The organism is Sphingobium sp. HWE2-09, assembly GCF_035989265.1.
Lineage (GTDB): Bacteria > Pseudomonadota > Alphaproteobacteria > Sphingomonadales > Sphingomonadaceae > Sphingobium.
In genome coordinates, this window is the sequence record NZ_JAYKZX010000001.1 from 626,888 (window position 1) to 648,105 (window position 21,218).

At 56.4% G+C, this 21,218-nt stretch carries 14 protein-coding genes and 2 pseudogenes; 6 read left to right on the forward strand and 10 right to left on the reverse strand.

What is annotated here, in order from left to right; genetic code table 11:
- The first annotated feature begins 110 nt into the window (after nucleotides 1-110).
- The 3 genes from U5A89_RS02885 to U5A89_RS02890 are packed head-to-tail and all read left to right on the forward strand — an operon-like array spanning nucleotide 111 to nucleotide 2,681.
- Nucleotides 111-920 (forward strand): alpha/beta fold hydrolase, encoded by an 810-nt coding sequence (locus U5A89_RS02885; RefSeq protein WP_338159678.1) that lies wholly within the window; start codon nucleotides 111-113, stop codon nucleotides 918-920.
- A gap of 11 nt (nucleotides 921-931) precedes the next feature.
- Entirely contained in the window at nucleotides 932-1,381 is a 450-nt protein-coding gene (locus U5A89_RS21305; protein ID WP_445190613.1) for a DUF1636 family protein, read from the forward strand.
- A gap of 10 nt (nucleotides 1,382-1,391) precedes the next feature.
- On the forward strand, nucleotides 1,392-2,681 hold the full coding sequence (locus U5A89_RS02890) for a metal-dependent hydrolase family protein (RefSeq protein WP_338159679.1): 1,290 nt from the start codon (nucleotides 1,392-1,394) through the stop codon (nucleotides 2,679-2,681).
- Between the two features lie 377 nt (nucleotides 2,682-3,058).
- Here U5A89_RS02890 and U5A89_RS02895 read toward each other — a convergent pair whose 3' ends face one another.
- The 7 genes from U5A89_RS02895 to U5A89_RS02925 all read right to left on the reverse strand — a co-directional run bounded on the left by U5A89_RS02895 (nucleotide 3,059) and on the right by U5A89_RS02925 (nucleotide 9,910).
- The gene (locus U5A89_RS02895; protein WP_093084954.1) at nucleotides 3,059-4,471 is read right to left on the reverse strand and encodes an IS4 family transposase; all 1,413 of its coding nucleotides are present in this window, start codon (nucleotides 4,469-4,471) and stop codon (nucleotides 3,059-3,061) included.
- Between the two features lie 132 nt (nucleotides 4,472-4,603).
- Entirely contained in the window at nucleotides 4,604-6,136 is a 1,533-nt protein-coding gene (gene tnpC / locus U5A89_RS02900) for an IS66 family transposase (protein WP_338159680.1), read from the reverse strand.
- 61 nt (nucleotides 6,137-6,197) lie between these two features.
- Nucleotides 6,198-6,545, reverse strand: a complete 348-nt coding sequence (gene tnpB / locus U5A89_RS02905) for an IS66 family insertion sequence element accessory protein TnpB (protein WP_009824048.1) — start codon at nucleotides 6,543-6,545, stop codon at nucleotides 6,198-6,200.
- Entirely contained in the window at nucleotides 6,542-6,964 is a 423-nt protein-coding gene (gene tnpA / locus U5A89_RS02910; protein WP_338159681.1) for an IS66-like element accessory protein TnpA, read from the reverse strand. The genes tnpB and tnpA overlap by 4 nt, the downstream gene beginning before the upstream one ends.
- A 213-nt stretch (nucleotides 6,965-7,177) precedes the next feature.
- Complete coding sequence (locus tag U5A89_RS02915; protein ID WP_338159682.1) at nucleotides 7,178-7,711, reverse strand: DUF2867 domain-containing protein; 534 nt, start codon at nucleotides 7,709-7,711, stop codon at nucleotides 7,178-7,180.
- Between the two features lie 214 nt (nucleotides 7,712-7,925).
- Nucleotides 7,926-8,459, reverse strand: a complete 534-nt coding sequence (locus U5A89_RS02920; protein WP_338159683.1) for a flavin reductase family protein — start codon at nucleotides 8,457-8,459, stop codon at nucleotides 7,926-7,928.
- A gap of 119 nt (nucleotides 8,460-8,578) precedes the next feature.
- Nucleotides 8,579-9,910 (reverse strand): acyl-CoA dehydrogenase family protein, encoded by a 1,332-nt coding sequence (locus U5A89_RS02925; protein ID WP_338159684.1) that lies wholly within the window; start codon nucleotides 9,908-9,910, stop codon nucleotides 8,579-8,581.
- A gap of 460 nt (nucleotides 9,911-10,370) precedes the next feature.
- On the opposite strand from U5A89_RS02925, the gene U5A89_RS02930 reads away from it, so the two are divergent.
- Nucleotides 10,371-11,804: an IS4 family transposase gene (locus U5A89_RS02930; RefSeq protein ID WP_338159685.1), complete on the forward strand. Its 1,434-nt coding sequence runs from the start codon at nucleotides 10,371-10,373 to the stop codon at nucleotides 11,802-11,804.
- Here the strand turns inward: U5A89_RS02930 and U5A89_RS02935 are convergent.
- The 3 genes and pseudogenes from U5A89_RS02935 to U5A89_RS02945 form a co-directional block, all read right to left on the reverse strand.
- A pseudogene (locus U5A89_RS02935) lies at nucleotides 11,771-12,576 on the reverse strand (transposase). The gene U5A89_RS02930 and the pseudogene U5A89_RS02935 overlap by 34 nt on opposite strands.
- A gap of 683 nt (nucleotides 12,577-13,259) precedes the next feature.
- Nucleotides 13,260-14,066, reverse strand: a complete 807-nt coding sequence (locus U5A89_RS02940; protein ID WP_338159686.1) for a dienelactone hydrolase family protein — start codon at nucleotides 14,064-14,066, stop codon at nucleotides 13,260-13,262.
- A 552-nt stretch (nucleotides 14,067-14,618) separates the two neighbouring features.
- Entirely contained in the window at nucleotides 14,619-16,931 is a 2,313-nt protein-coding gene (locus U5A89_RS02945) for a TonB-dependent receptor (protein ID WP_338159687.1), read from the reverse strand.
- A gap of 727 nt (nucleotides 16,932-17,658) precedes the next feature.
- Between U5A89_RS02945 and U5A89_RS02955 the strand changes: the two are divergent.
- Nucleotides 17,659-18,417: pseudogene (locus U5A89_RS02955) on the forward strand (IS5 family transposase).
- Between the two features lie 532 nt (nucleotides 18,418-18,949).
- Complete coding sequence (locus U5A89_RS02960) at nucleotides 18,950-21,163, forward strand: TonB-dependent receptor (RefSeq protein WP_338159688.1); 2,214 nt, start codon at nucleotides 18,950-18,952, stop codon at nucleotides 21,161-21,163.
- Nucleotides 21,164-21,218 lie beyond the last annotated feature (55 nt).

Genomic DNA, 21,218 nt, shown 5'->3' on the forward strand with positions numbered 1-21,218 from the left:
TTATTTCTAAACACTTGCGCTCCAGACTGGTGCAGCCGGGCGGCAACGCCGGAGCTCTCGTGTGTTGGCGGGTTCGATAGCTTAAAAAGGCCAAAATAGACTGGGAGAAGATGAACGTGTTGGCTACTGTCTCGAGCAAGCAAGAGCAGAAATGCTCCCTGTTCTACGAAGTTCATGGCGAGGGGGTACCTGTCGTTATGGTACACGGCCTCGGCGGTAGCTCAAACGTTTGGACGCCACAAATCGCGACATTGCAGCGCTTTTTCAAAGTAATTAGGCCAGATCTGATCGGTTCAGGGTTCAGCTCGCTCAACAATGAGTTGATTAGTATAGAACGCTATGTCCACGATGTCGTCGGACTGCTGGATTGCTTTGAGATTGGTTCAGCCCATTTTGCCGGCCATTCGATGGGAACCATTGTCTGCCAGCATTTAGCAGCTTGGCATCCCGAGCGGGTGAAAAGCCTCGCCTTGTTCGGTCCTATACATACGCCGTCGGATGCGGCGCGGGAGGCCCTGAAAGCCCGCGCCGAAACCAGTCGCACGCGCGGCATGCAACCAATTGCGGACGCCGTGGTTCAGGGCGGTACTTCGGCAGACACTAAAGCCAACCGTCCCGAGATTGCTGCGTTCGTCCGGGAGGCAACCCTCCGCCAGCATCCAGAAGCTTATGCGCAAACCTGTGAGGCGCTTGCGAACGCACAGCCAGCGGACACGAACCGTATACGATGCCCGAGCATCTTGGTAACCGGCGATGAGGATGGGACTGCCCCACCAAACGACGCTCGCTCGCTCGCTCAAAAGCTCTCTGACGCGAGCCTTACTGTTCTAAGTCGATGTGGTCATTGGACGCCGTTGGAACGGGCAAAGGACGTGACGGAAGCACTCACATCCTTCTATTTCTCGCGGACATTTCGATAGGAGCCGACGGGATGGCAAGTTTGACGTTACCAGCCCGGCTGCTGATCTGCCGAAATTGTCCCAGCAAAGCCACCACGGCCCAAAGCAGACAGCTCGGATCGGATGCGGGCGTCCGCCTCGCCGGGCGGCTGCGCTCTTGTCTCGACCAAGACAATGTCGTCGTTCGCCTAGTTGAATGTCTCAGCGGATGCCTGACGCCGTGCAACGCGAGATTGTCGGCCAACGGAAAAATATGGGTAAGGCTTCACGAGCTTGCGCCTGAAGATGCTGACGCACTTGCGTCCTTTGCACGCGCTTATGAAGACAGCCCGGGTGGCCACGTGGATCCGGGCCTGATCTCCACCAGGCTTAAGGGAAAGATTGCGGCATCGATGCCGGCTTTTGGAAGCCAACAGGTGAATTCCCCGCGTGCGACCGAGACTCGTGGTGCAGACAGGCGCCACATGCTCGTGACGAGATAAGGATACGAAGATGAACGCAGAAACTACGCTCTTCTGTAACGTTAACGTCTTGGATGGCACGGGCGCGCAGCCCTACCGAGGAGACGTGCTCGTGCGCGGCAATCGCATCGAACGTATCGCCAGGGCGGGCCAGACCTGCATTTCCCAAAGCTTGGCGACCAACATCGTCGATGGTGGCGGGTGTACGACGCTCATGCCCGGTCTGTGCGACGCGCATACCCATATCACCTGGAACAATGGCACAAGCCTCCATGCGACAACTGCGCTCCCAATCGAGGAGCATCTGTTCTTGACTATGGACAATGCCCGCACCTACCTGGATTGCGGTTACACAATGTGCGTGGGAGCGGCCTCCGCGAAGGAAAGGTTGGACGTTGTCATCCGCGATGCCATCAATTCCGGCCGCATTCCAGGACCCAGGCTCCTAGCCTCTGGCATGGAAATCGCGACGACCGGCGCGGATGTGAACCCGTCGCTGACGGCGGACGGGGTGGAAGAAATCCGAAAGACAGTGCGGTCGGTGTGCAAGCTCGGCGTCGACACTGTGAAGTTGAGCATGTCCGGCGAGCAGATCACTGGCGCCGCGCTGAATCATGAAACCTTTTTCACCGATGCCGAGGTTGCGGTCGCGGTCGAGGAGGCGAGCCGTCGTGGCGCTCGTGTTTGCGCTCACGCGCGCAATCAGCATTCGATCAAGCTCTGTGTGAAGCACGGCGTGAATATCATCTACCATGCGAGTTTCGTTGACGAAGAGGCGCTCGACATGCTCGAGGCCGCCAAGGATCGAGTCTTCGTGGCACCGGGCTTGGCCTGGCTGATCATGACTTGCTACCATGCTTCAGACTGGGGGATTACGCCCGAGGCGGCCGAGACGATGGGTTATTTACATGAACTCGAGCACGCCATCCAGAGCATGCAGAAAATGCACCAGCGCGGCATCCGGGTGCTGCCGGGTGGTGACTATGGTTTCGCCTGGACGCCCCACGGGACCTATGCAAAGGACCTCGAATATTTTGTCGACCTCCTCGGCTTCACACCCATGGAGACGATCCTGTCGGCGACGAAGCTCGGTGGTGAGATCATGGGTGATCCAGAGAATCTCGGCCAACTGCGCGAAGGTTATCTAGCGGATCTCCTCCTCGTTGACGGGAATCCTATCGGCGACATCACGATCCTTCAGGATCGGGACAATCTGCTCGCGATCATGAAGGATGGTGTCTTCCATAAGGTACCACCGATCGCCGAGCCGCGTATGCAGCGGCTACCGCGATTCAACCATCTTCGCGTTGTCGCTGCATGACACAAATAGTGGCGTCCTAGGACAGAATCTTGAGGGGTGGGCCGCTCGGAGCCTTTGAGGGTCGTCCAAGCCAGAGTATGCATCCGGTGAAGCTTGCGATTACCCATCAGTTTCGAGCCCCACGCCGATCTGAAGTAGGCGGGGTATGACGACCGCCTTGCATGCCGGGCATTGGCCGGGATGATTGCCGCTCTTTCAGCGGGGTGGCGAGTGTCGGACGAGATCGGGGATAGAGCGAGCTGTGCAGCGACTACTCATACGAGCAGTCCGTAAGCGCCAACGGAAGGCGGCGTTGACGCGGCCTTTCAGGCTTTCCGGCGTGTCCGTGGAGCCCATTTTTTCGCGAGCGCTTCGTAAGCGTGGCCTGAGCCTTTCAATTACCCACAAATGTTGCGGCTGACGTTAGCACCGATTTTGATGTCCATCAGGCGAGACCATCCTCTCCAGATGACGATGTTGCCAGGCGGCGGATCATGGGCTCGCGCAAGATAGCCTCCGAGCCGGGCGATTTGGGTTAGATAGTCGGAAAGGGTTCTGCCTGGCGGTTCATTCTTTCGGGAAGCTGCGAGGCGGTCGATCAGGGTAATTTCGACATCGGTCAGGATCAGCCGAGGCGATGCGTCAGGAGCAGCGCGATTGATCATGGTCATCCAAAACAGGCGCCATGACAGAATGCAGAATATGGCGATCAGATTGGCGAGGCGTTCGGCGGTCCGCAGCCGCGCATCTTCGGCTCGGCAGCCAGATTTGAGTATCTTGTGGAAGAGTTCGATCTTCCAACGCTGAGCATACCAGTCGAGCTTTTCGATGGCTTCGTCAGGCGTCGTTACCGGCAGATCGGTGATGAGCCGCCAGTCGATTGGGGGGCGCCCTTCAGGCGTTCCACTCTCACGGGCATGCAAGATGGTCAGGCTGAGGGAAGGATAGCGCTTTTGCTTTCCGATCGGCGGCAAAACTTGGATGCGCCTATAGCGCAGTTCGATGTCGGCATGATCGTCTTTGCCAATGGTGATCCGATGCGTGCCTTGCACGGTGGTTTCGCTCATTTCGTCGGCGATCGTATGGCCACCGTCGCCAGCCAGACGATCGACACAGGTGCGGACCAAGAAATGCGTGCCGAGCATCTGTGTTTCGCAGAAAAACTCGTAAATGTCGTTCTCCCGATCGCCAATATGAACCAGTCGCTCTGGATCGCCCAGCAGGGTGGTCGATTGACGCATATTCTCGAGCCAGCGGTAGCTCTCCTTCTCCTCGATCGGTACGCGCGTGGGATTGATCCGCCGCTTCAACGCGTTGGCACCCTTGAACTTGGTACGGGTCCAGAATTTCGCCGCTGTCAGACCCAGTGGCAATCCCTCAGTCGTGATCGCAAGGCTGGAGTGCATGAGCAGGCCGCAGACCGTATGAAGCCGAAGCCGACCATTCTCATCACGCCGGCTCGGCGCAAGCCCGATGGCGCCAATCGTTTCAGGATTGCGCCTTTGATAGGAGAATTCGGTGGTGTCCTGTAAAACTAGGATGAACCCCTCAAGCGCCGTCGCTCGTGCCCGTGTCGCCTGGAAATGCCCGGCAAGTATGTCTCCCTCGTTTACCGAGCCATTAGACAAAAAACGGTAGGCCGCCTTGGTATTGGCCCAGTCTTGGCACGCCATCGGTATCGGTGCGCCAATCGCTCCTGACATCTGCTTAAGCATCGTTCGAAGCCGTTCGCCCAATCGCTTATCACGAAAGGCGGCGGGATCGACTTCCCCGTCAGCCCATCCTGCCGCATCGAAAACGGATGTCTCCACGTTGCACCCCGCCAACCGCTTCAGGTGCCAGGGAATGAATCATGCTTGATTCCAGGCGAGCAATGCTCATGCGGCCAACGGAATCACGCTCGCGACCACTTGTGGGTAATTGAAAGGGCCTGAGCACCGCAGTTATGCGGCTTGGGCGACGTCTTGCTCGCTGAGATGCCAGTTCCACGGCATGAGCTCATCCCAGCGAGTAGCGGGCCAGTCGCCAGCGATTTTCTCGATGACATCGGCGATGTAAGCCTGCGGTTCGATGCCGTTGAGCTTGGCGGTCTCGATGACGGAATAGATGGCGGCAGCCCGTTCGCCGCCAGCCTTTGATCCGGCAAAGGTCCAGTTCTTGCGGCCGATCGCCACGGGACGGATCGCGCGCTCGGCGATGTTGTTGTCGATCTCGGCAATGCCCTCGTCGATGTAGCGGGTGAGCGCATCCCAGCGCTTGCGGCCATAGCTGAGCGCCTTGGCCATGTTGGACTTGGGGGACAGGCGGCGCAGCGCATCGTCGATGATCGAGCATAACTCGTTCACCCGAGGCCTGCTTTTGTCCTGCCGATGCCGGCGGCGCTGGTCAGGCGGCTGCCCGCGTATCTCTTCCTCGATCCGGTAGAGAGCGGCGATCCGATCCAGCAGGTTGTTCGTCAACGGCGTCGGGCTGGTGGCGTGGTTCTCGAATATCTTGCGCCGGAAATGCGCCCAGCAGGCGACTTCCTGAATGCGGTTGCTCCTGTAGAGCTTGTCGAAGCCCGCATAGGCATCAGCCTGTAGCAGCCCGGTAAAGTCCTTGAGCTCGCTTTGCGGGTGCACGCCGCTGCGATCAGGGGTGAAGCGATACCAGGCCAGCGCGGGCGTGGATGCGCCAGCAGCACGATCATCGACGACATAGGCCCAGAGCCTCGCCTGCACCGTCTTGCCCTTGCCGGGCATCAGCATCGGCACGGGCGTGTCATCGACATGGATCTTGCCGGCCTTGATCCCTTCTTCCCGGATGCGACTGACGATCGGGTCAAGCAGATGTGCGGCCTGTGCTGCCCAGCCTGCCAGCGTCGATCGGTCGATACCGAGGCCCTGTGCCGCCATCATCTCGGCCTGGCGATAGAGGGGGAGATGATGATCGAACTTGGCGACGACGACATGGGCGAGTGTGGCGAAGCTGGCCTTGCCCCGGGCAATCGCCTTTACGGGCGCCGGGGCTTGCACGATCTGCTCGCAGGATCGGCAGCTATATTTAGGCCGGACGGTGCGGATGACGCGCCATTGCACCGGCGCGACATCGAGCATCTCGTCGCTGTCCTGCCCGAGCGGACGCAGGGCGCCTCCGCAGGAAGGACAGGTGCAGGTGCTTGCTTCCGGCTCGATCCGGCGTTCGGCCCGCGGCAGATGCGCCGGCAAGGCGCGGACCGGCGCCGGTCGCTCCCTCTGGTCCGCCCGGACCTTGCGGATATCGGCAAGCTCAGCTTCGCCTTCCAACTCCTCAAGGGTGAGTTCGAGCTGTTCGATCTGGAGGGACAGCTTCTCCGAAGACTGGCCAAAGGTGAGCCGCCGGAGCTGGGCCAGTTGGAAGCGCAAGGTATCGATCAGCGTGTCGCGGGCCGCCAGAGCTGCCTCCAGCTCGGCGATGCGGGCGTCCTTATCGACGGGGGAAGAGCCTCGATCCGACACCCTGGAATAGTATCAAAGCGGCACCGCCGATGCCAGATAAACCCACAGGAATCCGTACTTTTTAGCCCGCCAGCAGCGGCGCGGCTGTCCGTTCCGGGCGTCTCCAGTCTATGCCTTCAAGCAGCATCGAAAGCTGCGCCGAGGTCAGGCCGACCTTGCCCGTCTTCGTCACTGGCCAGACGAACCGGCCACGGTCCATCCGCTTGGAAAACAGGCATAGGCCCTGGCCATCATACCAGAGCAGCTTCACCAGATCGCCACGCTTGCCCCGGAAGGCAAATAGCGCACCAGAATGCGGGCTCTGTTCCAGCACCTGCTGGGCTAGCACTGCCAGACCGTCAAAACCCTTGCGCATGTCGGTCGCGCCGCAGGCCAGATAGATCCGGGTGGAAGGCGGCAGTGGGATCATCGCGTGAGAACGGCAACGACCCGTGCCAGGGCCTCGGCATCGACACCGGCGTCCACGGTCAGCTTCACGCCCGAGGGCAGTTCGATCCCGATAGGACTGCCGGGCGCCGACAGTGCCGGAACCGGTGCTGAGAGCTCGACCTCCGCGAAAGTGGGCAATGCTGCTGGTCTGGCACCGCCAAGCTCACCCGACATTGCCTGCCGCCGCCAGGTGTAGATCGAACCGCTACCGATCGCGTGTCGCTTGCAGGCGTCGCCAACCGAACCCTCGGGGCCAAAGGCATCGCGCAGGATCGACAGCTTCTGCTCCACTGTCCAGCGGCGCCGACCTGCAACGACCTCAATCCGAGTGCTCATACGACCGCTCGTATGAGCACTCATATGACTGCTCGCTGGTCCACCTTCGATCTCGTTATCCATCGCCGCTCCCTATCCGAGCGGCAATCAGCCCTTCATTCCACAACCGCGCAAGGCGGTCTCGGCGCCACGGTTACACGGCAGCATCAAAACGCCGGTTCTTGCGGGTGTCCAGCTATGGATGCTATCCGCGACACTTTGCCCCGCTTCACTCCCGAAGAATGCGCAAACTATTTCACCGCCACCGGATATGAACCAGAGTGATCGGATTCTGCTCTATGTCCATCGGGGGGATGAAGCGACAGCAAAAGCACTTTTTACGGCCCGCCTCAGTCTCGAATGGATTATCAAGCGGTGAAATGGTCTAATCACTGCAAGATAGGCGTGACCAAGACGGTTATGACATCGAACGGCTGTGGTTATGACAAGCTGTCGTCCACCATCCGGCATTTTAATTTCAAGCACAGAAATGCGAAAGTCTAAATGCTTGTCGTCCTCGCCGACGATGATTTCGGTACTGTGTGCGGAGAGGATAGGGAAGAAGTCGATGCGATCACCGACGGGGTTCGCTTCGCGCAAGTCCCCGATTGTCTGCAGGCCAAGAAACCGAACCACCCCGTCGCGAACAAAAAGCAGACCCTGCACCCAAAACTCTGGACGGCCCAGAACTGCCTCAGCCATTTCGCGAATGCCACAGTTAAGCCCAATCGGCACATGCGCCGCGAACGAATCAAGCAAGTGGGCGCCGAAATACCATTCAGAAAGTCGGCTCTCTGCCGGCGGAACCGTTGAAGTGATGGCTATGGTCAAGACAAGTCCCCGACGACTATTTTGCGGCGGCTGTTTAAAATTTTTACTATGATAATTACAGCAAAAACAACGGCCATTGGATCAAATAATCGACTATTTGGAGAAGGCTGAATAGCAATCACTGGTATAACCTGCGAACTTTGGTCAGATGCTTGATAGGTTCACCTGAGGTTATGCAAAAAACCAAACCTGTTCGATCCATCTGATCAGGGATCTAGGCTGCACCGCCGACTGTACGGAATATTCCCTCGCTATACAACAATGGTGAGCGTGATTTTGAATTAAATGTGCCTTCGACAAGACAGGCCAGGATAGCGTGCGTATTGTATTCAATCCGAGAATCGACCCTGCAGAATATACTACTCAACAAATCCTGAAGATACGGCACCCCTTCATCATTGTAGCTCCAATGCCCGGATTGGAACCTTTCATGAGCTGGAAGCTTGCCAGCAAAACCTTGAGCAACTACGCTATGCTCCTCGGTTAACAAATTTATGCACAGTTTTGCACCAATTGTCAGCCAACGACATATCGTCGCATTAAGGTTTATGCAGGTCAGAATCGCTGGCGGATCAGCTGAAAGCGAACATATTGCAGTAGCAGTCATTCCCAACGCTGAACCCTCATGCGCCTTCGTGATGATCGCCACCGTCGATGTATGAAGGCGCATCGCTTGCAAGAAGCTTTGGCGAATATCCTCTTTCCGTAATGCATCGACGGTTAGATCTTCTTCAGACTTTACGAGCACTGGACCATTCCTACGAGATATACTTCATCAAATATCATATTGATATTATTGCTCACGTAAAACATCTGGCATCAAAGCTTAACATCGCGACACCGTAAAATGATTTGAACAGGGACGGACTAAGCGGCGTCCTCGCTGCTAGCTGGCTTGGCTAGTTCGTAAAACGCCCAAACCTCCCCTGGTGCCAAGCCAGCAAGTTCGCGCCCACATTCGCGCAGTATGCCCGGAGAGACGGTGATGTGGTTCTTACCTGTATATATGTCTCGGAACAGCTTCTGGAGCACCCCATCACGCAAAGATGCACTTCCCGCAGTGCGGTAGGCCAAATCAGCCGCATCTGCAGCGACATCCGTTATTGTCCATAAAGCAAGGCGGGCAAGGGTAAGATCACGCGTGGTTATCGTTTCGTCAGCTGAGGCACGCTCATCGATAGTACGCCAAGCCTCCGTCAGGAAGCTGCGTGCCGACCGAACGCGGCCGTCCATTTTGCCATAGTCCATCCAGAAGCTTTCGCTCGAAGCTAAAGCGCCTGTGCTGGTTTTTGACGCCGGCGTCTTCTTCTCCCGCGCGTACCGGGCCAGTTCATCCATCACCCTTCGCCCGACGCCCGCTGCCCAGCCAGAATGACCGATCGCCGCTATGCCGGTAACGCCGAGTTGGAAAAAGGATGCCATCCGATATGGCTTGGCCCCATCGAACAAGAAAACGAGATCGTCGGGGATGAACTCGTCTTCGGTGGAATAATCGACACTCCCCGTCGCACGCAGCCCGAGCACATCCCAGTTTCCATGAAACGTGAGATTTTTCGTCTGGCCGTTAATGACCATGACTTGCGGATGACCCTTTTCATCCAGCTTCGGCTTATCCCCTTCGTAAAGAAGAGCGCCGCTATGATGCCAATCCGCGTGCTGAATGCCGCTGCCAAAGGGCCATTTCCCCGAAACTTTGTATCCACCCGGAACTTTTGTGGCGCGACCCATAGGGGCACCGGAACCACATACGACATTGCCCCCGCCGGAACCAAAAATTTTGTTGGCGCCAGAATCTGGAATGAGCCCCGATGACATTCCCGTTCCCACGGTGAAAACCATCGAGACCCAACCAGCAGCCGGATCGGAATAGGCGATCTGCTCTATAACGGAGATCGCTTCAACAGAACTGAAACCCAGCCCCCCCAATTCCTTGGGGACGAGCATCAGATGCACCTTAAAGTCGCGCAGCAAACTTACGACATCCTCGTGCAATCGTCCCATTTGCTCGTTGGTTCTCGCCATATCACAGAGAAACTGATGCTTGGCCTTGAACTCTTCGACCAGTTCTGCTGCGGAAGGAGTTAGGTCCGATCGAGCGAGCATTTCTGTAACGGGTGCCATCATTTTCCTCACGCCAGTTAAATTCAAATTGTTCTTCATACGTGGGCGCGCTTTAATATCGTCGAAAATCCGCGCCATCACTAGCGCGCCGCATGATTGCGCCAGAATCGGTGTATCTCTACACTATCGAAGCCCACTGCTATGTCCCTATATGGAGGGACACCGACAGCTTTGCCGGTAAAAGGAGGATCGCGCTGGGCATATTGATGACGCGAGCCACGCACCACCTTTAAGCGCTGAGTAGCTCTCATCGTGCCTCTGCACACTCCTTTTTGGCGTTTGAGCAAATCTTCGGTGCGACCCGTCTTCATCAAAAAGCTCCGCCACGTGCGATCAAACCTGAAACTGACACTGCACGTCCACGGGAATGATAATCGTGCTCCAGCGGATCGACGGAGAGCCATAGTAAGCGGGGCCTGGAGCTTTCAATTACCCACAAGTGGTCGCGAGCGTGATTCCGTTGGCCGCATGAGCATTGCTCGCCTGGAATCAAGCATGATTCATTCCCTGGCACCTGAAGCGGTTGGCGGGGTGCAACGTGGAGACGTCCGTTTTCGATGCGGCAGGATGGGCTGACGGGGAAGTCGATCCCGCCGCCTTTCGTGATAAGCGATTGGGCGAACGGCTTCGAACGATGCTTAAGCAGATGTCAGGAGCGATTGGCGCACCGATACCGATGGCGTGCCAAGACTGGGCCAATACCAAGGCGGCCTACCGTTTTTTGTCTAATGGCTCGGTAAACGAGGGAGACATACTTGCCGGGCATTTCCAGGCGACACGGGCACGAGCGACGGCGCTTGAGGGGTTCATCCTAGTTTTACAGGACACCACCGAATTCTCCTATCAAAGGCGCAATCCTGAAACGATTGGCGCCATCGGGCTTGCGCCGAGCCGGCGTGATGAGAATGGTCGGCTTCGGCTTCATACGGTCTGCGGCCTGCTCATGCACTCCAGCCTTGCGATCACGACTGAGGGATTGCCACTGGGTCTGACAGCGGCGAAATTCTGGACCCGTACCAAGTTCAAGGGTGCCAACGCGTTGAAGCGGCGGATCAATCCCACGCGCGTACCGATCGAGGAGAAGGAGAGCTACCGCTGGCTCGAGAATATGCGTCAATCGACCACCCTGCTGGGCGATCCAGAGCGACTGGTTCATATTGGCGATCGGGAGAACGACATTTACGAGTTTTTCTGCGAAACACAGATGCTCGGCACGCATTTCTTGGTCCGCACCTGTGTCGATCGTCTGGCTGGCGACGGTGGCCATACGATCGCCGACGAAATGAGCGAAACCACCGTGCAAGGCACGCATCGGATCACCATTGGCAAAGACGATCATGCCGACATCGAACTGCGCTATAGGCGCATCCAAGTTTTGCCGCCGATCGGAAAGCAAAAGCGCTATCCTTCCCTCAGCCTGACCATCTTGCATGCCCGTGAGAGTGGAACGCCTGAAGGGCGCCCCCCAATCGACTGGCGGCTCATCACCGATCTGCCGGTAACGACGCCTGACGAAGCCATCGAAAAGCTCGACTGGTATGCTCAGCGTTGGAAGATCGAACTCTTCCACAAGATACTCAAATCTGGCTGCCGAGCCGAAGATGCGCGGCTGCGGACCGCCGAACGCCTCGCCAATCTGATCGCCATATTCTGCATTCTGTCATGGCGCCTGTTTTGGATGACCATGATCAATCGCGCTGCTCCTGACGCATCGCCTCGGCTGATCCTGACCGATGTCGAAATTACCCTGATCGACCGCCTCGCAGCTTCCCGAAAGAATGAACCGTCAGGCAGAACCCTTTCCGACTATCTAACCCAAATCGCCCGGCTCGGAGGCTATCTTGCGCGAGCCCATGATCCGCCGCCTGGCAACATCGTCATCTGGAGAGGATGGTCTCGCCTGATGGACATCAAAATCGGTGCTAGAGCGTTTTTCGATCATTCCAGATCATATCCGCACGAACTGAAGTAGTTGGCACATTCCATTGGCTGGAAGATATCGACGAGTTTGCCGATCAGGCCCCACAGTCCGCTGACGGTTCTTTCTTCCGCCTTTCGCAGCAAGGCTTTGAGTTTTGAAAAGGCTTTTTCGATCGGATTGAAGTCCGGGCTGTATGGCGGCAAAAACCGCAGCGTCGCGCCCGCCGCTTCAATCAGTTCACGCACTGAGGCGCGCTTGTGGCTCGACAGGTTATCCATGATCACGACATCACCGGGCTGCAAAACGGGTACGAGCACGTGGGTGACATAGGCTTCGAACCAGTCGCCGTTGATCGGGCCATCGAGCACCATTGGCGCGACCACGAGGCGTTCCGGCTCCAGATCGATCTGACTATCGAACTAGTCGTGCCGTTGTTTCAGGACGTCGGGCCGGTCCTGCTCAATTGCATGAGCAGTCTTTTTTTGCGCGTCATGCCGCGGCGCACGAAGAAGCGGTGAAGTCCGGCCACAGACACGCTCAGGCCAATCTCGGCCAAACCTACGCGTAGCTCCTCCAGCGTGATGTCCTTGCGGCCCTCCCAAAGGGCGAGGATGTCCTGCCCCCGCGTCTCGATCATGCGTGACCGCATGTCACCGCCCTGAGGCTTGGGGCTATAATTGCCCGTCTCGCGCCATTGTGCCTGCCATCGGATCGCCGTCGATGGCGCAACGCCAAACCGCGCAGCCGCCGCACGGCAGCTCAAACCCCCGTCAATCGCCGCCAGAAGCCGCGAGCGCAAATCCATAGACAAAGGCTGACCCATCTATGCTGGCCTCCTCCACCAACAGGGATTCTGAATCAGAAAATCACGCTCTTGGAAACCCTTGCCGATTCATAACGGTCGAAATCCGCTCTAACGTCAGCCGCAACATTTGTGGGTAATTGAAAGCCTCAGGCCCCGCTTACGAGCCATACACAACTTTGAACATTGCGACAAAGCCCGGATCGGTCGGCAGTTGCCCGGCGCAAGCCCATGCGCGCTTGTGGATGCTGCGAAGTACGCTGCGGTGATCTGTGCCCGCACGCTACGTCGCGCCCGCTGTCGATAGCGTTGCCTTGCGCGGCGAAACGTCAAGTGTAAGGCGCGCCACGCGCTCGGCCACGTTTGTACCAAGAGGATGCTATACGCGAAAGCGCGTGTCTTTAGCAGGCCGTTTACGCCCTCAAACTTAAGGCGCTGCTGCAAGCGCCACATCGCCGCCTGCGCTAACCTGGCTTCGCGTAATCCCGCCGACGCCGAGACTATTAGGCGCTCAGCAAGATTTAGCTAAGCCATACATGCTTCTACGACACGTTCCAGTCGTATAATGGCACATCGAAATTGTCCAGATCGGTGACACAGACGGCAAATGATACTCCGATGCAAATGCATCAGCTTCGCACGGCATCGCCGCCTGCGGCATTCGGCCGAACTAAGGCTCAATTCCAAATCTTGGTACGTCTCGCTTAAACGAACTGGTCGAGCATGCGCGACATTTGCGCCCAGGCCTCGTTGTCGGCCGCTTCGTCGTAACCGAACTTACCTGATGCAACGGGCACAAGCCCAGGGGTTATTTCGAAGCTTGTGAAGGCATGTCCTGCACCACCGTACATGACAACGCGGTAATCTGCTCGTGCTGCGGTCATCTCATCGCAAAATCTCACGACATCGGCTAGCGGCACAAATGGATCTTCGGTTCCTGTGCAAAGCAAAATTGGCGTCGAAATTGGCTCGGCCGTGTCGGAGACAAACGGCGCCAAAAGACCGTGAAAAGCGACTGCAGCCTTTAGCTTGACACCGCTACGCACAAGGTTGAGAACCCCCATGCCGCCCAGACAATAACCGACAGCGGCGACGCGGTTCGCGTCCACTGAAGGGAGTGTTTTCATCGTTCTCAGCCCAGCCTCGACGCGACGAAGCAGCAATGCGGGATTCGCAATCATATCATTGGCAAGAGCTTCAGCTTCAGGCGTATAGCCAACGAACAAGCCATCGCCGTAGATATCCATCACAAAAGCGGCATAGCCCATCTCCGCGAGCATCCGCGCCCGTCGCGCTGGCATCGGTCCGCAGCCTGGCGCTTCAGGAACCACCAGGACTCCCGGCAACGCCGCGACGTGACCGTCCGGGACGTAGAGCCAGCCTTGGAGCGCGGCGCCCTCGTCATCCTTATACTCAACCGTTGTTACAAGCACTGCTGATTTCCTAAATCCAGATCTATCCAGCCTCGCTATCATAATTGCCCCAACCAGCACCGCAATGTCCCTTTCCATGGGACTTCGCTCCACAAACGAACTGTGAATTTAATAACTAGAGCGGGTTAGAAGCGAGCCTATGGATCAATTGCGGGGTGTTCTCACAAGTTTCCAAAGTTCAAGAATATGCGCGTTTGAGGTGGATGGCGACGATCCGTTTGCAAGGCCGTTCGCCACGATTGTGAGCATAAGGAAGCCGATCATCCGATTGCCGATTTTGGTAACCCGACGCCTCACCCACCCTTGGTCCTTTGCCAAAACTCTCCGTCAGCCTTCCACTGGCATATCTTCGACATGCGCCGATCGACGGGACCAACGAAGGGTTCGCAAGCGCCGGAACAAGGAACCCCAAAATTCCCGCAAAGAGCTTCCCGACGATATGACGAGATATTCTCCCCCGCCGCGATAGAGCGCTTTCCGACCGATCAGGGGGAGCCGTATCAGCCAGAAAGCGCCCTAGTCAAAGCTCAACCTCGAATTGAAAATGCCGAAAATACATCTGCAACGTCACAGGTTTCGCTATGTCGACGGCCATTTGTACATGCTTTGGCAAATATCTGCTAGTAATTTCTACTCCTTTGACCCAAACTTCTTAATGATTTCTATCCCGAACGTGCGAACACCACCGGGAAAACCTAAATTGAAACCACCAAATTCGAGAGAGAATGCCTGGTCATAATATTTCTTTGCGGTCAGGTTCTTTCCAAACAATGCCACATCCAACCCTGCGCCATCGAGATGGAGATTGATGCGCCCACTCAACAAGCCGAACCCGCGCTGCGTAACTTGGCTGCGCAGTACTGCGGTCGGATCAAGGACGACCTTGCTCTGCCAGTTATAGTCCACGTTTATGGCAGCCGTACCAAAACTTGCCGTGTGGACATATCGCGCGCCTAGCGCCCAGGTCCATTTCGGTACGGGAAAGGGTTCACCGGAGCGATCGCCGGCGAGATCAACGAATTTTTTGTATTGGGCATTGGTGTATGCTGTCGAACCGCGCAATGTCAGACCCGAAGCAACAAGAAGGTCGCTTTCCGCCTCCAAGCCCCAAATAACCGCGGAAGCAGCGTTTGTCGCACGCGACCCATAGTCCCCCGTGGCGGTTTGAAACTGCGTTGTTACCTGTAGATCGGAATATTTATCCCGATAGGCGTCGACATTCAGGCGAAGCTTGCGATCGAAGAAATAGGATTTGATGCCTGCCTCAAATTCCACATTCGTTTCCGGTTTGAACGGAATAAAGGAGTCCGCAAGAACCGATCCGCTGGCTTGCTGGCCACCGCTGCGATAACCCTGTGCAGCCTTGGCATAGATCAGGACATCAGCATTCAGGCTATGGTCGAGGGATATCAGCCATGACGGCTTTTTGAACGTTGTCTGAAACCTCCGAGGGCATTGCGCTGGACCAGTCGCCGTAGAATCCACGCCAGGCGCAGGTACGACGCAGGTGTCGCCAGCAAGGTCAGTGGCATCATTTCGCCGCCGGTCGATCGAGTAGCGGCCGCCGGCGGTCACATGCCAATCGGGCAAAAACTCCCACGTCGCCTGGGCGAAGGCTGCAAGGCTCCTGTTCTGAACCTGATTATAATTGGACGTCAGGCCCAAACCCAGGAAATTGAATTCGGTGTAATCCCGGCCCTTTTCAAGACCACCATAGAATCCGACGATCCAATTAAATTGGGACTGTTCACCAAGAATTTGGAATTCCTGACTATAATATCTGTCTTCCTTCCGGCCATTAGTTGGAATTACGGTAACGACAGGAAGCACCGATGGCAAAGCAGCGCGATACTTCAACCATTGATAGCCAGATATTGAACGGAGTTGGACTCCGGCCCCGATCTCGCCACTGATCGTAATATTGGCGTCCGCCCGTCGGATCTGTGACAACCCTTTATCCACAGCACCGTTGGTGTAGAAATTACGCTGGGATTGCGCGATCGCATTCCGCAGATAGGCCACGGCCTGCCCCTCGGTCCCCCCTAACGCGGCTTGGGTCACCTGCGTTAGCAGGCCGCCCTCGGGATTTGACGGATCACCGAAGCCAGCCGGCGTCAGGCCGATTATCCTTGTGGCACCGCCCCCGGCATCGCTTTTCTCGTAATGCCCAGCGACCAGAATTGTCCATGAATTGCCAAGACGGGCGCGGAGCTTTCCGCGGTAATATTGGCTGTCCTGCGACAGGAATTGGTGACCGACACTGTCACGTCCAAATCCGTCGCTGATGCCGCGCTGGATAACAAACCGAGCAGCTACGTCGTCATTGATCGGTACGTTGAGAATGCCGACGGCGCTAGCGGTCGCATTGTTGGCGAAGGTTAGATCAACGGATCCCGACAATTCATCAGCAGGATCAGTCGTCAAAATGCTGATCGCTCCTCCAGTTGTATTGCGGCCGTACAAAGTACCTGCCGGCCCTCTTAGCACTTCGACGCGGCTGATATCGACCAAGGAAGCACCGAGACCGAACTGGCGTGGGATGTAGAGCCCATCGACGTACAAGCCCACGGAAGGGTCGGCCAACAGGGTATTGTCGTTTTGCTTACGACCTCGCAACGTAAGGGCTAGCGACTGTGGATCGTCGAAGCCCTGCTGAAGGTAAAGACCGGGCGCTAAAGCCTGCAGGTCACTGATGGTGTTAACCGAGCGCGCCTTCAGCTGTTCTGCACCGACGGCCGTAATTGATACCGGAACAGTTTGGGCGCTCTCAGATCGTTTCCGGGCCGTTACGACGATATCCTGAAGGCTTGATTGTGCTACCTGAGCCTGCGGCTCTCTCCCTGCCTGCACCTGCGCGTGCACCGGGCAAGATATAGCTCCCAACCCGATGATCGCCCCGCTAGAAAAAAATACATGTCTGGCGTGCTGCTTCATCTCATCCATCCCCTAAGAACCTGATTATTTTACATTTTTTTAGTACATTAAGTATTTTTACATGAATTGATCCGCAACAGTGGTGCTGCATCGAATTAAAGCGATTACCGCTATGGGCTCTCGATTCATGCTATAATATTTTTGTCGCTCGGCATTGGCTCTTTCGGCCAAAAAATGTTGAGAACCTGCCAAAGCCCCCCAAAGCTGCTAATCCGCTCCTGGCCGCACAGTTAACCTGAAACCTTTCGCCCGAACGTTGGTGTGACAATGGAAGACATAGTTCTGATGTGATTCCGAGAGGTTACAACAACGACCTTGGAATGGAGAATCCGATCATGCGAGCGCGTCACAGCCAGGTGCAGATTCGCTATGTAAGCGATCTTTCCGGCACCGCATGGTATTTTGATCGAACCATATTTACCTGCGTCACGCCAACGCGGACGACGACGGCGTTCACCAATGCTGGATATCCTTGCTTGTCCCCGGATATGAGCCAGTGCTATCTTATTCGCCCCCTACCGAAGACCGTTTGGTCGGGCACACAGGAATCGACAATCACAGTCACCCAACAGTATGACACCGCGGCGCAGTTCTACAGACTATCGTTGCCGCCAGCTATGCACAAGAGCCAACTGCCCGGCCTTTGGCTTACCAAGATCTCTCGGGGCAGGACCTATTAAATCTGTTGCTCAGCAGTCGATTGGCTGATTGAATGGCGGCGTGAGGAGACGTCGTCATGATTGATCTGATCTTGCTGTCGGAGGTGCAGACGCGCCGAATCGAACCATATTTTCCGCTGTCTCATGGCGTGCCGCGGGTGGATGATCGTCGGATCATCAGCGGTATCATCTTTGTCATCAGCAGCGGCTTGCGGTGGCGCGATGCGCCCGCCGACTACGGTCCGCCCAAGGCGATTTACAATCTTTTCGTCTGGTGGAGCCGGCTCGGGGTGTTCAAGATTTTCTCCGCCGTTTAGGCGCAAGGCGGCAAGCCAGACCAGTTGATGATTGATGCGACGCATCTACAGGCATACCGGACAGCCTCCAGCCTTATTAAGAAGGGTCTGTTCACAGACGTATCGGACGCAACAAAGGCGGCCTGAACTCGAAGCTCCACGCCATGTGCGACGGCAAGGGTAGACCGCTGGTCATGCTGCTGAGCGAGGGGCAGATGAGCGCCTACATGGGAGTCCGCCCTGATGCTCGACGCTTTGCCCCGTGCCAAAGCCCTGCTCGGCGATCGAGGCTATGACGCCGACTGGTTCCGCAAGGCGCTCGCAGAACGCAACATCGCGGCCTGCCTCCTGACAAAGAAGAACCGGAAGGTCGCTATCCCGCACGGCGCTATGCTATATCGCCAGCGCCACAAGATCGAGATTAAGCTCGGCAAGCTTGAGGACTGGCGACGCAACCATGTCCGCTACGATCGATGCGCTCATACATTCATGTCAGCCATCTGCATCACGGCAACCATCCTATTCTGGATCAATCAATGAGTCCTGATCTTAAATCTACATGGCCTTTTAAGCCTCCCCCTTCCCCCAAAAAAAGGTTGTCACGGTGAGGACTTTCATTCCTGCTTGCCAAATCCGACTGAGGCGATACTGTGGTATTCATTTACTCAAGTCCGACGCACCAAGGTTCGCGGGGCAACTCAATTGCCAGCGCGATGCGCGCGCCCCTCCTGCTCCAACCCTATTACATGCTTGATCTCTTGTCGTTATCATACGGCGAGCTCTGACCGCCAAGGTAACCGGCACAAATCCGTCACAGGTCTAAATCGAACCCGGCAGCGCGAACTTCCAAGTGTCGCTATCGGTAGCCGCTGCAGTGGTTCAGTCACGTTGCGCTCATGGCACATCTCACTCAAACCATCCAACCGTCCCGGTAGAGGGGACGTTACTCGAGGGGAATAGACGCTAAGGCATGGCGATCGAGAAACGAAACTGCATCGCATGCAGGGAGTGAGGGGATGACATGCCGCGTTCTAATATGACAAAACGGAAACTGTGCTGGACCAGCACGGCGATGGCCACCGCAATCCTCGCCTGGCCTCTACAGGCGGACGCGCAGACGACACCTCCTGATTCGCAGTCGAACGCTCAAACCGACACTTCAGCGGCCGGCAACACTGCGGTAAATGACATCATCGTCACCGCCAACCGCCGTGACCAGCGCCTGCAGGATGTTCCGGTCGCAATCAGCGCTATTTCCGGCGAGTTGGCGGAGGCGAAGGGTGTTTCGGGCACCGCATCTTTGCAAACCAGCGTACCCTCGCTCAACCTCACGCGCCAGACAAATGGTCCGAACCCCTTCCTGCGCGGTGTCGGCACGTCCAACGGCGATCCGAATACCGAGGGATCGGTCGCCATTTACGTCGATGGCGTGTACATGCCCTCGCCTTTCGGCAACTTTTTCGATTTCTCAAGCGTCGATCATGTCGAAGTGCTTAAAGGCCCGCAGGGTACGCTGTTCGGCCGAAACGCCACGGGCGGCGTCATCCATGTCCTGACAAAGGATCCCGGCCCAAAAACGGATGCCGCCTTCACAGTCGGTTATGCCAATTATGAGACGGTCAAGGCGACCGGTTATATCTCCGGCGCAATCACGTCGAACCTTACGGCTAATCTTGCCGTACTCTATCAGAATCAGGGCAAGGGTTTCGGCCGGAACATCTTCACGGGCGAGCGCACGCTTGGCTCGACTGACTATGATTTCCGGGCGAAGCTTCTCTGGTCGCCGACCGACAGGACGGATATCAAGCTGGCAGGAGATTATTCCCGTTCAGAAAACGGGGGGATGAACGTGCAGGTGATACCTGGCGCGCGCAATATCCTTGGACAAGGGTTTCCTGGCAAATTCAACACCAATGGTGACGTAACCGACAAAGCGTTGGCACGTCGCAGGGGGGCGTCGCTTCGCATCGATCATGACTTCGATGTTGCAAAGCTGATGTCCCTTTCCGCCTATCGCAAAACGACTGGATACTGGCAATCCAATCTCGATCTGTCGCCCGTTCCGCTGCTGTCGGGCAAGTTCAATCAGGCAGGTGAAATGTATTCGCAGGAGGTCCACCTCCTTGCCCCTTCATCCTCTCGTTTTCAATGGTTTCTTGGCGCCTTCTTTTTTGATTATAAGGCGGGCCATGTACCAGGGGACGTGAGAGGCCTAGCCTTCGCGCCGCTGCCTGGCGTGTCGTTCGACGAAACAACTCATACGCGTTCGGTGGCCGTTTTTGCGCAGGGAACCTATCCAATTGGGGAGGAAACAAATCTCACGGTCGGCTTGCGTAACACCTGGGATCGGGTCCGGTCGGTGAGCGTCCTGAAAATCGTGGATACCGACGCCGTCCTCGATCCGGTTTCAGGTGAGCCGCGTCGGCAGACCCTGAAATATTCAAAGCCCACTTGGCGTTTGTCCCTGGATCATAAGTTCGGGCCGGATACTTTGGGCTATCTGTCTTACAACCGCGGGGTAAAATCCGGAAACTTCAATGTGACGGCGCCACCTTCGTCGAATGACCCCTATCTGCCCGAAAAGCTCGATGCCTATGAAGCCGGCGTTAAGACCGAATTTTTCGATCGCAGTGTGAAAGTAAACTTGAGCGCTTTTTACTATAAGTTCGCAAATATCCAATTCCAGCGGGTCATTTCCGGCAGTGCGCTCGTGTTCAACGGACCATCTGCCAAAAGCTACGGCGGCGAAATCGAGCTTGAGGTACGCGCATCGCCAAACCTGTCAATCCAAGGCGGCCTAGGCATCATCCGCAGCAAGATCGGCGATTTCCCGAACGCGCCGAATGTTTGCCGTCTAACCGCGACCGGGACCAATGACCTGCTGTCGGGCGTCTGCGATCCTGTGACCGGTGCAGTTAATCCTGCGATACCGTATAATGCTAAAGGAAACCAACTTCCTCAGGCTCCGAAATTCACAGGAAATATCGGTGTCAGTCACACCCTTCCGACAACGATCGGAAACTTCGACACAAATATCAATGTTTACTACAATAGCGGCTTTTTCTCTGAAATCGACAATCGTTTGAGGTTTAAGAAATATGCTTTGCTGAATGGGTCGCTCCGGTGGACGGATAATTCCGACCAACTGAGCATGACTGTCTGGGGAAAGAATTTGGCGAACACATATTATTACGCTCAGCTTACCTCACAAGCAGGGTTATCCGATTTCGGGTCGCCGGCGGCACCGAGAACGTTCGGCGTCACCTTGGGTTACAAGTACAAATGATACGCCAGGCGACCATGCGCATGCATGGTCGCTTGAAGCGGTTATCCGGACTGGT